The sequence below is a fragment of the Paraburkholderia terrae genome (assembly GCF_002902925.1).
Lineage (GTDB): Bacteria > Pseudomonadota > Gammaproteobacteria > Burkholderiales > Burkholderiaceae > Paraburkholderia > Paraburkholderia terrae.
In genome coordinates this window covers 3443639-3459573 of the sequence record NZ_CP026111.1, presented here as the reverse complement: position 1 = coordinate 3459573, position 15935 = coordinate 3443639, and the positions used below count along the sequence as shown (strand labels likewise).

Here is a 15935-nt window from a genome sequence, read left to right as displayed (position 1 = left end):
GCCCAGGTGGCAAACTGTGTGTAGGCCCCTTGTGCTCCACACGCCTCACTTCGGACCAATAGCACACGCGTCCCACCTTGTAAGAGCGCTTACGCATACGACGCGACAACCTACACACAGTTTGCCACCTGGGCGGCACATACCATTCGCGGCCGCTTGCCCGAGTACGGGTTTTTGAAGCGGGTGAGGCGCTCATTCGAAGCGTTGGCAACGCACGCAAACAGAAAGGCTGCCGTGTGAAGCGCAAGACCCTGTGGGGGCCCTCAGGCAAGAACAAGGATTGGCGGTGTTAGCCGCTTTCTTTTGCCTACTTTTCTTTGCGGCGGCAAAGAAAAGTAGGTGCCGCCCCGCACAGGGGCGACGCGTGAAGCACGCTAACAAATCGCGGATGCCAGCACAAAAGCCAGAACAACCAAACCCGCCGAGCCACGAAGTCCTAACGCGGACGCCAGCGCAAAGCCCAAAAACCAAACCGCTCGCGCCGCGGGGGCGCTACGCGGATGCCAGCGCAAACACAAGCAACCCGCACCCAGCGTCGCAGACACAAGAACCCCAAAAACCCGTCACAGACACAAACCGCTGGCATACTACCCGTAAGGGAGACAGGCGCGCGACGTAATCGACGCCCCATTACGCATAACGCGCATCTGCACGCGCATGCAGCTTGCTCCCTGAATCAACAAGCCGGGCCCGCGAATTGCGCGGGCATTGTCCGCTGTCGATTGTGGGAGGCACACAACCATGTCGATCCGCTTCAGCCGTGCTGTGTCTGCTTCAGCTCTAGGATTCTGCTGCTCACTGCCCGTCCTGCTCGTTCCGCTACCCGCGAACGCCTCGCTAGGCGGAGATCCAATGACGCCGCCCGCCGGGGCCAGCGCCACCACGCGCACCATCCCCGCGCCATCATCGAATGGCATTGCCGTGATGCGCAGCGCATCGGCGGCCAGTTCGGGCGCTACGACTCCTTCCTCTTCAACCGCCGCGTCGGCGTCGTACACCGTGCAGCAAACGACGCTCGGCAACGGCACGGTGATCCGCGAATACATCTCGTCGGCGGGCAGCGTGTTCGGCCTCGCATGGAGCGGGCCGCAAATGCCCGATCTGTCCGACCTGCTCGGCAGCTATTTCCCGCAATACGTGGCAGGCGTGACCAGCGCGCGCCAGCTGCGCGGCGGCGGCCACGGCCCGGGCATTGTGCAGGACAGCGGGCTCGTCGTGCATTCGGGCGGCCACATGGGCGCGTTCTCCGGCCAGGCCTATCTGCCGCAGGCATTGCCCGCCGGCGTGAGCGGCACCGACATCCAGTGACGACGGGAGATCCATCATGCGATTTGCGTTGAAGCTCGAAGCGTGCGTCAGCGTCGTGAAGGCCGTGCTCGCCGTGTCCGTCGTCGCGATGACAGCATTCGTCGCGGGCTGCGGCGGCGGAGGGGGCGATTCGTCGTCTTCGTCGAACAACAGCAGCAGCAACAGCGGACCCAACCAGCAACCGATCGCCGCGAATGCGGCGAACACGGTGGCCGTGACAGTCGGGCGGGGCGTAGCGGGCATCATCAATATTCCGACCGTTTCGGTGATGGTCTGCGCGCCGGGCTCCACAACCAACTGCGCAACCATCGATAACGTGCTGCTCGACACCGGCTCGTTCGGCTTGCGCGTCGTCAATTCGGCGCTCGGCTCGCTCGCGAACTCCCTGCCCGTCCAGCAGGCCACGGCAGGCGGCCAGCTCGCCGAATGCACCCACTTCGCGGACGGCTTCACGTGGGGCACGACGCGCACCGCGACCGTCAAGATCAGCGGAGAAGTAACGAGCATCATCCCGATCCAGGTCATCGGCGACATGGCCGATTCGACCATTCCGAGTGGCTGCGTCAACGGCGCGAACGAGAGCTCGGCCAGTGCGCTCGGCGCGAACGGCATTCTTGGACTTGGCGTCGCGCCCGTCGATTGCGGCGCGGCGTGCTCGGTCCAGGCCAACGTCGCGCAGTTCAGCAACTATTACGCATGCCCGAGCGGCACGAACTGCACGCGCACGCTGGCCGAGACGACGAAACAGGTCGCCAACCCGATCCCGAACTTCCCCGTCGACAACAACGGCGTGATCGTGCAGATGGCGCCGATTTCGTCGAGCGGCGCAGCGACGGCGACGGGAACGGTCGTCTTCGGCATCGGCACGCAGTCGAACAACGGCAACGCGGCCGCCACGACTTACACGACGGATGCGTCCGGCGACCTCGTCGCCAGCACGTTCAATGGCTCGACGATCCGCACGTTCATGGATTCGGGCTCGAACGGCTATTTCTTCACGGACAGCTCGCTGGCGCTGTGCGGCGGCAACCTGGCGTCGTTCTATTGCCCAGCCTCGACGCAGCAGCGCACCGTGAACCTTGTTGGCGCAAACGGCGCGACGGGGGCCCTGACGATCAACATCGCGAACGCGCAGACGCTGCTCAGCAACGCGAACAACTACGCGTTCAACGATCTCGGCGGGCAGATCGGCTCGCTGAGCGCGTTCGACCTGGGGTTGCCGTTCTTCTTCGGGCGTTACGTGTATTACGGGGTCGACAAGCGGGCGACGGGCGGCGCGGCGCCATTTGTTGCGTTCTGACGCCGCAGCTTGCTGGTCGAGTTTCGATGTTCGCCGCGGGCGGCCTGCCTCCGGGCGGGCCGCCGCGCGTTGCGCCATGCCCGCCCGCGAACCCAGCGGCGCGCCCTTGCGCCGTCCATCGGTTGAAATACCCCGGTTTCCCCGCCCTTATCCGCCAATCGCCACTCGACGTCTGCAGGAATAATCGCTCTCACTGAAAAAGGGCATGGTGCCCGTCCAGCTGGAGAGCGCATTGGCAGAGGATAGCGACCTCGAAAAAACCGAATCAGCCACTCCCCGGCGCCTGGAAAAGGCGCGGGAGGAGGGGCAGGTTGCGCGTTCGCGGGAGCTGGCGACGTTCGCGCTCGTCGCGGCCGGGTTTCTCGGCGCGTGGGGCATGTCCGGCATGATCGGCGAGCACGTGCAGACGATGCTGCGCACGGCCTTCACGTTCAACCACGACACGGTCTTTGACACGAAGCGCGCGCTGACGAGTGCAGGCACCGTGGCGCGCGAGGGCGGCTTCGTGCTGCTGCCGCTGCTCGTGATGACGGGCCTCGCCGCGCTGCTTGCGCCGATGGCGCTCGGCGGCTGGCTGCTGTCGACCAAATCGCTGTCGCCGAACTTCGGGCGGCTGAACCCCGTCGCGGGCCTTGGCCGCATCTTTTCGATCAACGGCGTGATCCAGCTCGGCATGTCGCTGGCGAAGATCCTCGTCGTCGCCGTGATCGCCGCGACGGCGATCTGGCACCGGCGTGATGACATGCTCGCGCTCGGGACACAGCCGCTGCACGTCGCGCTGTCGAACGCCGGGCATCTGGTTGCCGTGTGCTGCGCGATGACAGTCGCAGGCATGTTCGTGATCGCCGCGCTCGACGTGCCGTATCAACTGTGGAGCTTTCACAAGAAGCTGCGCATGACGAAGGAAGAAGTGAAGCGCGAACACCGCGAAAGCGAAGGCGATCCGCACGTGAAGGCGCGCCTGCGTACGCAGCAACGCGCGATGGCGCGGCGCCGGATGATGGCGAACGTGCCGAAGGCGGATGTCGTCGTGACCAACCCGACGCACTTCGCGGTCGCGCTGCAATACACGGACGGCGAAATGGGTGCGCCGAAGGTGGTGGCGAAGGGTGTGAACCTGGTGGCCGCGCGCATCCGCGAACTGGCCGTCGAGAACAACGTGCCGCTGCTCGAAGCGCCGCCGCTCGCGCGGGCGCTGTATCACAACGTCGAATTGAATCGGGAGATTCCGGGCGCGCTGTACGGCGCCGTCGCGGAAGTGCTCGCGTGGGTCTATCAACTGCGCCGCTTCAAGGAAGACGGCGGCGTCGCGCCTGTCGCACCGAAGGATCTCGAAGTGCCTGCGGAACTGGACAAGGGCGGCGTGTCGGACGACGACGCCGACCAGGAAGCTGCCGATTCGCTCGGCGGCGACAATCAAAGTAATGGAGTATCAGCATGAACGCGCGGGCGGGTTTCCTTTCACGACGGCCGGACGCGCTGAGCGGCACGAACTTGCGGGCGCTGGCGGGCCCGTTGCTGATCTGCATGATCCTCGGCATGATGATTCTGCCGTTGCCGCCGTTCCTGCTGGATCTGCTGTTCACGTTCAACATCGCGCTGTCGATCATGGTGCTGCTCGTCAGCATGTACACCATGAAGCCGCTCGACTTCGCGGCTTTCCCGAGCGTGCTGCTGTTCTCGACGCTGCTGCGGCTGTCGCTGAACGTCGCGTCGACGCGTATCGTGCTGCTCGAAGGTCACACCGGCCCGGGCGCGGCGGGTGCGGTGATCGAGGCATTCGGCCACTTCCTCGTGGGCGGCAACTTCGCGGTCGGTATCGTCGTGTTCGTGATCCTGATGGTGATCAACTTCATGGTGATCACGAAGGGCGCGGGGCGTATCGCGGAAGTGTCCGCGCGCTTCACGCTGGACGCGATGCCCGGCAAGCAGATGTCGATCGACGCCGACCTGAACGCCGGCATGATCAACGAGGACCAGGCCCGCAAGCGCCGTCTGGAAGTCGGGCAGGAAGCCGAGTTCTACGGCTCGATGGACGGCGCGAGCAAGTTCGTGCGCGGCGATGCGATTGCCGGTCTGCTGATCATGGTGATCAATATTCTCGGCGGGCTGATCGTCGGGGTCGTGCAGCACGGCATGGACTTCGCAGACGCGGGCAAGACCTACACGCTGCTGACCATCGGTGACGGCCTCGTCGCGCAGATTCCGTCGCTGGTGATTTCGACGGCGGCGGGCGTGATCGTGTCGCGCGTGGCGACCGACGAAGACATCGGCACGCAGTTGACGGGCCAGCTCTTCACGAACCCGCGCGTGCTGATGATCACGGGCGCGATCCTCGTGCTGATGGGTCTGATCCCCGGCATGCCGCACTTTGCGTTTCTGCTGCTGGGCGGCGGCGCGATCCAGCTTGCTCGCGTGATGAAGAAGCGCGCGACGCAGAGCAAGACGTCGACGGCCCTCGCCGAAGTCGCGCCGCAGGCGCTCACGCCGACGGAAGGCTCGGAAGCCAGCTGGGACGACGTGACGATGATCGACGCGCTGGGGCTGGAAGTGGGCTATCGGCTGATTCCGCTTGTCGACAAGAACTCGGATGGCGAACTGCTCAAGCGCATCAAGAACATCCGCAAGAAGTTCGCGCAGGAAATTGGCTTCTTGCCGCCCGTTATTCATATTCGCGACAACCTGGAGTTGCGGCCGAACGGCTACCGGATCGCGCTGAAGGGTGTGGAAGTGGGTGTCGGCGAGGCGTATCCGGGGCAGTGGCTCGCGATCAATCCTGGGCAGGTGACGGCCGCGCTGCCCGGCACGCCGACCACCGATCCTGCGTTTGGGCTGCCCGCAATCTGGATCGATACGAATCTCCGTGAGCAGGCGCAGGTGTACGGCTACACCGTGGTCGACTCGAGCACTGTGGTCGCGACGCACCTGAATCACCTCGTTGTCACGCACGCGGCGGAGCTGCTCGGCCGTCAGGAAGTGCAGGCGCTGATCGAGCGGATGCAGAAGGATGCCGCGCCGCTGGTGGATGATGTCGTGCCGAAGATGTTGCCTGTTGCTACGTTGCAGAAGGTGCTGCAGAACCTGCTCGAAGAGGGGGTGCCGATTCGCGATATGCGGACGATTCTCGAGGCGCTGTCGGAGCATGGGTCCAAGATTACCGATCCGCATGACCTGACGGCTGCTGTGCGGCTTTCGCTTGGGCGCGCGATTACGCAGCAGTGGTTCCCTGGCAATGGGGATATCCAGGTCATGGGGCTTGATGCGCATCTGGAGCGGCTTTTGACTCAGGCGCTCGCGACGGGGGCGAATCCGGGGCTTGAGCCGGGGCTCGCTAATACGCTTTTGATGGAAACGCAGAAGGCGATGACTCGGCAGCAGAATATGGGGCTCTCGCCGGTGATGCTTGTGCAGCATTCGCTGCGCGCGATGTTAGCCAGGTTTTTGCGGCGTAGTTTGCCGTCGTTGAAGGTGCTTTCTTATGCGGAAGTGCCGGATACGCGGCATGTGCGAGTGGTCAATGTGATTGGAACGTAAGGGGTTTTGGGGGTTTTTGGTTTGTCTGCGACGCTGGGGCGGGTGTTCTTGCCTTTGCGCTCGCGTCCGCGTGTTGCCTTCGTGGCACGGACGGTTTGGTTTGCTTGTGTTTTTGCTGGCATCCGCGCTTTGCCTTCGTGCTTCAGGCGTCGCCCCTGTGCGGGGCGGCACCTACTTTTCTTTGCCGCCGCAAAGAAAAGTAGGCAAAAGAAAGCGGCTAACACCGCCAACATTTCTTCCTGCCTGAGGGCCCCCGAAGGTTCTTACGCTTCACACGGCAACCACGTGACCCACGTTCGTTGCCAACGCTCTCTCTGTACGCCTCACCCGCTTCACGCGCCAGCGTCGCCGCACGCCGTGCCAGATAGTCCACGGCCGCCCAGGTGGCAAACTGTGTGTCGGCCGTAGCACCTCACCCGCCTCACTTCGGACCGATTGCGCACGCGTTCCACCCTGTAAGAGCGCCAGGCTATACGACGCGACAACCTACACACAGTTTGCCACCTGGGCGGCGCAAACCATTCGCTGCCGCTAGCCCATGCACGGGTATTCGAAGCGGGTGAGGCGTTCATTCAGTGCGTTGGCAACGTGCGCTGAACGGAGACGCCGCCGTGTGAAGCGTGAGAACCGTTGGGGGCCCTCAGGCAAGAACTAGAACTGGCGGTGTTAGCCGCTTTCTTTTGCCTACTTTTCTTTGCGGCGGCAAAGAAAAGTAGGTGCCGCCCCGCACAGGGGCGACGCCTGAAGCACGCTAACGCATCGCGGATGCCAGCGCAAAGTCAAAAACCCCAAACCCGCATGCGCAGCAAACACCAGAGCAACCAAACCGCCCGCGCCACGAAGGCACAACCGCGGACGTCAGCGCAAAACTTCAAACCCCAAACCGCTTGCGCAGCACCGCCCCCCGCCCGGACGGCAAAAAAATCCATACCCAAGCGAAATGCCCGTGCCGCAAAGGCACACACCAAATCCCAACCGGGAACCGGCACAAAGTTCCATTGCCCGAATTGCCAGCGTTTCACCGTCTTTATTGCCCGATGGCCAATAGACGTCTCCCGCAATAATTCATCTCATCGGGAAACGGTATGTCGCCGGACCGCGTAGCTCATCGGAGAGTCAGCTTGAACATTCGCAAATTTGTCGGTGCAACGAGTCGCGACGCGCTGCGTCTCGTCCGCGAGGCATTGGGCTCCGATGCAGTCGTGCTGTCCAACCGCACCAACGACGATGGCAGCGTCGAAATCGTCGCCGTCGCCGACCGCGATCTGAGCGCGATCACGCCGCGCAGCCAGGAAGGCGCCGCCAGCCAGGGCGCAGGCCCGACCGCGACGGCCGCCGGCGCACGATCGATGCTCCCCTCGATGCCCGTCAACAACCCGTATGCGAGCGGAATGCCCGACGTGTTCTCGTCGGTGTTCGGCGCAAGCCCCGAAGCAGGCACGGAACGCACGCCCGCCGCGAGCGAAGAGAAGGCCGAGCCGCAAACGGCCTCCGCCGAGAACGCAGCAGTCGAAAGCCAGGCGAACCCCGCGCGCCCAACGGACGACGTGCGCGTCGACCTGCGCAGCGAAATGCCCGCCGCATCGGCGAAACCCGCAGCGGCAGCCATGCCGGACATGCCGGCCCGTCAACGCACGATGGCCGAAACGAACCCCTGGCTGATCGATCACGCGCGTCGCATCGCGTCGAAGGACGTAGTCCACGCAGCCAATCCGACGATGACGCCCGCCGCCGCGATGGCGCGCGGCCTGGGTACGCCCGTCGATGCAGCCCAGGAAGAAGCGAAGCCCGACTGGGCCCGCGAAGCCGCGCAACTCGCCGCACGCCGCGCCGCGCAGAAAAACAACGTGATTCCGACGACGTCGGAAGGCGCGGGCGATATCAACACGTCGCGCGACCCGCGCAAGAACGCAGCCGCCGCCGATATGACGCCGAAGCAGGCCGCCGCGCTGACGGAATCGATCAAGTCGCGGCTCGAGCAGATGGTCAACGAGACCGTGATGCAGGAACTCACTTCCATGCGCGGCATGATGGAAGAGCAGTTCGCGGGCCTCGTGTGGGCCGATCGCCAGCGCCGCAGTCCGACGCACGCAGCCTTGACGCGGCACCTGTTCGCGGCTGGCCTCTCGGCGCAGCTCGTGAAGATGGTGATCGACAACCTGCCCGACGTCGAAGGAATGGACGAGGGCATGGAGTGGGTCAAGACGGTGCTTGAATCGAACGTGCCCGTGATGGAGAACGAAGACGCGCTGATGGAGCGCGGCGGTGTGTTCGCGCTGATGGGCCCGACGGGCGTCGGCAAGACCACGACCACGGCCAAGCTCGCCGCGCGTTGCGTGATGCGCTTCGGCGCCAGCAAGGTCGCGCTCCTCACCACCGACAGCTACCGGATCGGCGGCCACGAGCAACTGCGTATCTTCGGCAAGATTCTGGGTGTGTCGGTGCATGCCGTGAAGGACAGCGCCGACCTGCAGCTCGCGCTCTCGGAACTGCGCAACAAACACATCGTGCTGATCGACACGATCGGCATGAGCCAGCGTGATCGCCTGGTTTCGGATCAGATCGCGATGCTGTGCCGCGCCGGTCAGCCCGTGCAGCGCCTGCTGCTGCTGAACGCGACGAGCCACGGCGACACGCTGAATGAAGTCGTGCAGGCATATCAGAATGCCCCGGACCAGCAGCCGCTCGCCGGCTGCATCCTGACCAAGCTCGACGAAGCGACCAACCTGGGCAGCGTGCTCGACACGGTGATCCGCTACAAGCTGCCCGTTCACTATGTGTCGACGGGACAGAAGGTGCCGGAGAACCTGTACGTCGCGACCAAGAAATTCCTGATCAAGAGCGCTTTCTGCATTCCGCGCGAGAACTCGCCGTTCGTCCCACAGGACGAGGATGTGCCGGCGCTGCTGTCGGCCCTGTCGGCCCGTTCGACCGCCGATCTGCACGAGGTTCGCTTTGGATAAGTTCGTGCTGGACCAGGCTGAAGGACTGCGGCGTCTGCTTGCGCGCTCCGGCTCGCGGGTCATAGCGGTCGCAGGCGGCTCGCACGGCGTAGGCGTGACGACGACGGTGGTAAATCTCGCCGCCGCGCTCGCCGAGCAGGGCAAGGATGTGCTCGTCATCGACGAAAGTCTCGGCGAGCGTTCGGTGAGCGCGATGCTGGGCGGCGTGCGTGGCGCGGGCAATGTCGCTGCCGTGATGCGCGGCGAGATGACGCTCGACGAAGCGGCGGGACGGCATGCGCTGGGCTTCGCGGTGCTCAATGCGTCGCGCGGCAATCGCGAGAGCTGCACGCGCGAGCAGATGGGCGTGGTGCTGAGTGGACCGGCCGATGTCGTGCTGATCGACGCGCAGGTGGACCGCGAAGGCTCGCTGTCGGCGCTCGCGATGCAGTCGCACGACGTGATGGTGGTGACGCGCGTCGCGGCGCAGGCGATCACCGATGCGTATGCGTGCATGAAGCGTCTGCACTTCGCGCATGCGATCGCGCAGTTCCGCGTGCTGGTGAATCACGTGCAGAGCGTGGCCGACGCGCATACCGCGTTTGAGAACCTGGCAGGCGTGGCGGGGCGTTATCTCGCCGTGTCGCTTGAAGATGCCGGCTGCGTGGCAGCCGATCCTTTGATGGCGCGAGCCATGGAGTTGTCGCGTTGTGTCGTCGATGCATTCCCATCGGCACCTGCTGCGCGCGATTTCCGTCATATCGCAGCCGAACTGCAGTACTGGCCGATGCGGCCAGCGATTTCGTCACGGACGCATGGCGTGCCGCCGACGACCGTAACAGCGGCGCAATACGCCGATCAACCGTCAGCGCAGCACGCGTGAAGGCAAGGACAAGGGGAGCACGATGTACAACGCTCAAGGAAAAATTTCGCAAGCCGAGGTTCTGACGAAGTACGCACCGCTGGTGCGCCGTCTCGGTTTGCAGCTCGTGGCGAAGATGCCGGCGAGCGTCGATCTCGACGATCTGATTCAGGCGGGCATGATTGGTCTGCTGGATGCGGCGAGCCGCTACAAGGAAGATCAGGGCGCGCAGTTCGAGACCTACGCGAGCCAGCGGATTCGTGGCGCGATGCTCGATGAGTTGCGCAGCAACGACTGGTTGCCGCGGAGCTTGCGACGCACGTCGCGTGAGGTTGAGTCGGCTGTGCATCAGGTTGAGCAGTCGCTGGGGCGCTCGGCTAGCGAGACCGAGATTGCTGAGCATCTGAAGATGCCGCTCGATGAGTACCAGTCGATGTTGCAGGATCTGCACGGCAGTCAGTTGATCTATTACGAAGACTTTGATCGATCGGCGGATGATGAGCCGTTTCTTGATCGGTACTGTGTTGATCATTCGGATCCGTTGTCGGCATTGCTTGATGACTCGCTGCGCGGGGCTTTGGTTGAGGCGATTGATCGGTTGCCCGAGCGCGAAAAGCTGCTTATGTCTCTCTATTACGAGCGTGGGTTGAATTTGCGGGAGATCGGGGCGGTGATGGAAGTCAGCGAATCGCGGGTTTGTCAGTTGCACTCGCAGGCCGTTGCACGGCTTCGGACTCGCTTGCGCGAGCAGGCATGGGCTTCGGCTGAGACTAGCTGATGCGCTTTTGATTTTGTTTTTGCCCTGCGGGCCGTTTCGCTGATTTTTTCTTCTTCGAGAGCCGATCTTTTTTAAGGTCGGCTTTTGCTTTTTGGTTTGTCTGGGACGCTGGGTGGTTTGCTTGTGTTTGCGCTGGCATCCGGAGGGCGGTGTTTGCTGCGCAAGCGGTGTGGTTTGCTTGTGTTTGCGCTGGCATCCGCGATGCGTTAGCTCGCTTCACGCGTCGCCCCTGTGCGGGGCGGCACCTACTTTTCTTTGCCGCCGCAAAGAAAAGTAGGCAAAAGAAAGCGGCTAACACCGCCAGTGCTTGTTCCCGCCTGAGGGCCCCCAAAGGTTCTTACGCTTCACACGGCAACCACATGACCCACGTTCGTTGCCAGCGCTCTTGCGGTGCGCCTCACCCGCTTTATGCTCCCGCACTACAGCGCGCCGTGCCAGCTATTCCACGGCCGCCCAGGTGGCAAACTGTGTGTCGGCCCTTTGTGCTCCGCACGCCTCACTTCGGACCGATAGCGCACACGTCCCACCTTGTACGAGCGCCAAGCTATACGACGCGACGACCTACACACAGTTTGCCACCTGGGCGGCACATACCATTCGCTGCCGCTAGCCCGAGTACGGGTATTCGAAGCGGGTGAGGCGCTCATTCGGAGCGTTGGCAACATACGCTGAACGGAGACGCCGCCGTGTGAAGCGTAAGAACCTTTGGGGGCCCTCAGGCAAGAAGAAATGTTGGCGGTGTTAGCCGCTTTCTTTTGCCTACTTTTCTTTGCGGCGGCAAAGAAAAGTAGGTGCCGCCCCGCACAGGGGCGACGCCTGAAGCACGCTAACAAAGCGCGGATGCCAGCGCGAAAACTAGCAAACCACCCGGCGTCGCAGACAAACCAAAACCCAAAAACCAAAAAGCCGATACTCAAATCGAGCACCGGCCACGTAAAAAGCAAAAAACCAGGGAATCCAGAAGGGGAGAACCCTCTTCAAAAAAACTCACATTCCAAAGGCTGGAACCCGCCCATCGGGCCCATAAAGCGCGCCCCGCTCGGGCCCAACGGCAACATTAAGCGCGGCGAGAGCCCGCCGGTTGTACTCCATTCGAGTCCGAATCAAAGCACCGTTGGTGGTATTAAACCGCCGAGCCCGCTCAACAGCCTTCTGCAACAAAGCCCACTGCGTCGCAAGACGAGAATCCGCAGCAACAGCCAGCTCCATCCCCTTCCATCCACCCGGATAACCCAGCTGCGAAAGCTGCGAATCCCGCGCCTTCTCCAGCGTGGAGAGCCGCTCCACCAACTCCATCTTCTTTTCGACGATGGGCGGCAGCGTGTCGATGGGATGCACCGTGGTCAACGCCTTCTCCTCAGCTGCAAGGACAGAAGCGAACAGTTCCACAGCAGAATATTCGTCAATGACGGTGGCAAGCAGGGCGTCTTTCATCACAAAGCAACTCGCTAGGCACCGGCTCGCGCAACACGCAAACCGGATTTGTCACAAATACCGCCCGGCACCCGCCGCACCGTCCATCGGTGCGTCCATCAGTTGCCGGACGACTGGCTCTTCTTCTGCAACAGATCGCGTGCCGTTGCCAGCACGCCATCGGCGATCTTGCCGGAGTCGATCGTCAACGTGCCGTTTTTGATCGCCGACTTGATCGACTCGACATGCGCCGTGTCAATATCCGACGAACCGGCGCTCGCGAGGCTGTGCAAATGCGACGACAGCCCCGACAAATTCACATTGGCGTCGCCCGACGCGCCCGTGGCCGTCGACGTTGCCGTACCTGCGCCGCCCGTCGTGGCGGCGTCGCCTTGCTGCGTGCGCTGCAGCCCGTCTTTCAACGTCTGCAGGCCTGAATGGGTAGTGGAATCAACTTTCACGATTGGCTTCCTGAACGATTTGAATGAATTAACGGCATCCATCCATCGAACTTTAGGTCAACCGATCCGACACGTTTTTCAAGTTGTAACCGCTGGTAACACCCGTCAGAGCTGGATCACGACGGTTCCGCCGTCCTTCACGATGCCCTGGATGATCTGCCCATTCGCCGTCTTCACCCGCACCGGCTGGCCCGGCGACGCATTGTTCATCGCGCTGCCTTCCGCCGAAATCGCAAAATTCGCACCCTGCGCGACCACTTTCACCGACTGCCCGATCGTCACCGAGTCCGCGCTCTTCAGCATGTCCCGGCGCAGCGGCAACCCCGCCGACACACGCATCAGCGACACCGAGCCGACAGCCTGCGCCGGATCAGTGATCACGGCTTGCGGCAGCAGCGTCAGATCGCCGTCTCGCGCGATGAGATCGGAGGCGGACAGCAGCTCGCCCGGCGCAATCGAGCGCGAGGCGAGAAAGTAGGTCGCGTGAATCGACACCTTGGCCTGCAGATACAACGTCCACGGACGCTCGCCCGAGCAGCGCACGCCGACCGTCGTGCGGCCCCAGACGCGCGCGCCCGTCGGCAGGAACGGCTCGAGCGTCGTGCATGCGGCGAGACCGCGCGGAAACACCGTCGCGACGCTGATGTCGACCTTGCCCGGCAATCCCGCTGATTGCTGTTGCAAATACGCAAGCGCGGCGCGGCGGATCGATTCACCGTCCTGCTGTCCAGCGGGCACGGGCGCCGCCGGTTGCGCGGCGGCAGGCGGCACAGCGGCCGTGCCGCGAAGTTGCGCCGCTGCGGCATTGCCGGCGGCCGGATTCACCGCGATCGGCTGAACACCCGCCGTCGGTCGCGCGACGGCCTGAGCCGGCGCGACCACCACCGGCATCACCTGACGCGATGCCGGTTGCAGGCTCACGCGCATCATGCCCGGCGCGCCCGCATTCGTATTGGCGGGCGCAGCGGCAACAGCTTGCTGCGCTGACGTCTCACCCGCGCCCGGAATCACGATCGCGCCATCCGCATGCGAGGCTTGCGCGAAACGGTCCGCCTCGCTGCGCGGATTCGCGGCGAGCGTTGCGGGTGCAACCATCGGCGCGGGGACACTGGCGCGCGACGCAGCGGCGGGCGCAGGCGTGTTGATCCGCTCGGCCAGTGCCTGAAGATCGGCGGGATTTTTCTCACCGGGTCCGGCAATGACGATCGGTCCGTTGTTCTCTTGCGCATGCGCAATGGATGCGGCCGCGCAAGCGCTGACCAGCGCCATCGCCGACAGCGTCCGGGCAGCACGCGTGCTCTTACGGCGAGCTTCGCGTGAAGCGGTGACGGGCAAGGGCATGGTCTGACTCCTTCGTTGATGCATAGGTACGAATCGCATTCTAGAGATCGCGCCTGCCGTGCAAACGGTGAATAGAGGCGTCCTTCCCCGGCTATTCGTCCGATTAAGACTTGCGCACCGCCCGCACAATTCACCACATGCAAAAAGGCCATCCCGGCCAGCGCAGTCGAAACGCTCTTACCGAACAAGGTGGATCGGCGGTGCGAAACGGGAAGCCACGGACCGTTCCACGGAGAACCCAATGCTGGACAAACTCGATGCCGAATTTGCCTTTGGCCGCCAGGCGCTCGATGTGCGCGCCTATCGGCAGGAACTGCTTTCGTCGAATATCGCGAACTCCGATACGCCTGGCTACAAGGCGCGCGATGTCGACTTCGCTTCGTCGCTCGCGGGCGCGCTGAAGAAAAGCGGCGGCTCGACGGCGGGTGCCTCGAACAACGCGCCGCTCGCGATGACGCAGCCGGCGGGCGTGTCGCAAGGCATGTCGATGGCCGCGACGGAGCCGGGCCACATGACGGGCAAGGCGCGCCTCATCCCGACGGGCGGCCCGACCGACGACTTCGGCAAGGTTGCCTACCGCATTCCGACGCAGCCTTCGCTCGACGGCAACACGGTCGATCTGGACGCCGAGCGCGTGCAGTTCGCCGACAACTCGCTGCACTTCGAGTCCGGCATGACGGTGCTGTCGCAGCAGATCAAGTCGATGCTGTCGGCGATCACGTCGAACGGTTAATGGAATTGCGCCGCCTTCCATATAGAGGGCGGTGCGCTGGACCAACGCTAAAAACTAACAACGCTACGGGATTAGACGCCGGCGAGCCGGCAAGAGAGGTCGAAAAGCCATGCCATCCCTGATGAACATTTTCAACGTCGCCGGTTCGGCGATGTCCGCGCAAGCACAACGCCTGAACGTGACGGCGTCGAACCTCGCGAACGCCGACAGTACGACGGGCCCCGACGGCCAGCCGTACAAGGCGAAGCAGGTCGTGTTCGCCGTCAACCCGATCGGCGGCGCGCGCACGGGCTCGGGCCAGCAAATCGGCGGCGTGCAGGTGACGGGCGTCATCGACGACCCGACGCCGATGAAAACGTCCTACGACCCGGGCAACCCGGCCGCTGACGCAAACGGTTACGTCCAGATGCCGAACGTCGACCCGGTGCAGGAAATGGTCAACATGATTTCGGCCTCGCGCTCTTATCAGGCCAACGTCGAAACGCTCAACACCGCGAAACAGCTGATGCTGAAGACGCTCACGATCGGAACCTGAGGAGAGTTTCCTTGACTACGCAATCCACAATCGGCAACAACGGCGCGACTGTTTCGCAGACGTTGCTCGACACGATGAACGGCACGGGCAGTGCGTCGTCGTCGAGCTCGTCGTCCAGCGCGACGTCGGGCAGCGACCTGCAGAACACGTTCTTGCAGCTGCTCATCGCGCAGATGAAGAACCAGGACCCGACCAATCCGATGGACAGCTCGCAGATGACGTCGCAGCTGGCCCAGATCAATACGGTGACGGGTATCGCGCAGCTGAACACGTCGCTGAGTTCGCTCGCCACGCAACTGACGACCAACCAGCAGACCCAGGCTGCGAGCCTGATCAGCGCGACGGTGCTCGCCCCGGGCGACGGCTTCTCGGTGGCATCGGGCAAGGCGACGGGCTTCGGCGTCACGCTCGCGAACGACGCGACGGACGTGCAGGTCACGGTCAAGAACTCGGCCGGTCAGATCGTCAACACGATCGACCTCGGCAAGCAGTCGGCAGGCACGATTCCTATCGGCTGGACGCCCGTCGACACGGCCGGCAACGCGCTCCCCGACGGCAACTACACGATCACCGCAAGCGGCACGACGGCAAACGGCACGACCAGCCCGGCCACGCTGTCCGCGGCCACGGTGCAGGGTGTGATCAAGCAGCCGGACGGCACGCCGGGCCTCGTCCTCTCGAACGGCAAGACGGTCGGCCTGACGTCGATCGCCGCCATCATCTAAACG

13 protein-coding genes are annotated in these 15935 nt (G+C 63.6%); 10 read left to right on the top strand and 3 right to left on the bottom strand.

The window, feature by feature from the left end; genetic code table 11:
• The first annotated feature begins 741 nt into the window (after positions 1-741).
• From C2L65_RS15410 to C2L65_RS15380, 7 genes are all read left to right on the top strand, one after another.
• Complete coding sequence (locus C2L65_RS15410; protein ID WP_042316836.1) at positions 742-1308, top strand: DUF2844 domain-containing protein; 567 nt, start codon at positions 742-744, stop codon at positions 1306-1308.
• A 16-nt stretch (positions 1309-1324) separates the two neighbouring features.
• A complete protein-coding gene (locus C2L65_RS15405; RefSeq protein WP_042316839.1) occupies positions 1325-2608 on the top strand; it encodes a DUF3443 domain-containing protein in 1284 nt (427 codons plus the stop codon).
• Positions 2609-2840: 232 nt separating this feature from the next.
• Positions 2841-4049, top strand: a complete 1209-nt coding sequence (gene flhB, locus C2L65_RS15400; protein WP_042316845.1) for a flagellar biosynthesis protein FlhB — start codon at positions 2841-2843, stop codon at positions 4047-4049.
• Positions 4046-6142: a flagellar biosynthesis protein FlhA gene (gene flhA / locus C2L65_RS15395; protein WP_042316842.1), complete on the top strand. Its 2097-nt coding sequence runs from the start codon at positions 4046-4048 to the stop codon at positions 6140-6142. Before flhB ends, flhA begins: the two co-directional genes overlap by 4 nt.
• Before the next feature lie 1121 nt (positions 6143-7263).
• The gene (gene flhF, locus C2L65_RS15390; RefSeq protein WP_042316850.1) at positions 7264-9105 is read left to right on the top strand and encodes a flagellar biosynthesis GTPase FlhF; all 1842 of its coding nucleotides are present in this window, start codon (positions 7264-7266) and stop codon (positions 9103-9105) included.
• The gene (locus C2L65_RS15385) at positions 9098-9967 is read left to right on the top strand and encodes a nucleotide-binding protein (protein WP_007577050.1); all 870 of its coding nucleotides are present in this window, start codon (positions 9098-9100) and stop codon (positions 9965-9967) included. Before flhF ends, C2L65_RS15385 begins: the two co-directional genes overlap by 8 nt.
• A gap of 22 nt (positions 9968-9989) precedes the next feature.
• Positions 9990-10724 (top strand): RNA polymerase sigma factor FliA, encoded by a 735-nt coding sequence (locus C2L65_RS15380; RefSeq protein ID WP_007577051.1) that lies wholly within the window; start codon positions 9990-9992, stop codon positions 10722-10724.
• Between the two features lie 987 nt (positions 10725-11711).
• Here the strand turns inward: C2L65_RS15380 and C2L65_RS15375 are convergent.
• From C2L65_RS15375 to flgA, 3 genes are all read right to left on the bottom strand, one after another.
• Positions 11712-12158, bottom strand: coding sequence for a flagella synthesis protein FlgN (locus tag C2L65_RS15375; protein WP_007577053.1), 447 nt, complete (start codon positions 12156-12158; stop codon positions 11712-11714).
• Positions 12159-12256: 98 nt separating this feature from the next.
• Entirely contained in the window at positions 12257-12598 is a 342-nt protein-coding gene (flgM, locus tag C2L65_RS15370; RefSeq protein ID WP_007746202.1) for a flagellar biosynthesis anti-sigma factor FlgM, read from the bottom strand.
• Positions 12599-12703: 105 nt separating this feature from the next.
• The gene (gene flgA / locus C2L65_RS15365) at positions 12704-13939 is read right to left on the bottom strand and encodes a flagellar basal body P-ring formation chaperone FlgA (protein WP_042316752.1); all 1236 of its coding nucleotides are present in this window, start codon (positions 13937-13939) and stop codon (positions 12704-12706) included.
• A gap of 241 nt (positions 13940-14180) precedes the next feature.
• Here flgA and C2L65_RS15360 point away from each other — a divergent pair, with 241 nt between their 5' ends.
• The 3 genes from C2L65_RS15360 (at position 14181) to C2L65_RS15350 (ending at position 15932) form a co-directional block, all read left to right on the top strand.
• Complete coding sequence (locus C2L65_RS15360) at positions 14181-14672, top strand: flagellar basal body rod protein FlgB (RefSeq protein WP_042316749.1); 492 nt, start codon at positions 14181-14183, stop codon at positions 14670-14672.
• Between the two features lie 109 nt (positions 14673-14781).
• The gene (gene flgC / locus C2L65_RS15355; protein WP_042316746.1) at positions 14782-15207 is read left to right on the top strand and encodes a flagellar basal body rod protein FlgC; all 426 of its coding nucleotides are present in this window, start codon (positions 14782-14784) and stop codon (positions 15205-15207) included.
• An 11-nt stretch (positions 15208-15218) separates the two neighbouring features.
• On the top strand, positions 15219-15932 hold the full coding sequence (locus C2L65_RS15350; protein ID WP_042316745.1) for a flagellar hook assembly protein FlgD: 714 nt from the start codon (positions 15219-15221) through the stop codon (positions 15930-15932).
• Positions 15933-15935: the final 3 nt, after the last annotated feature.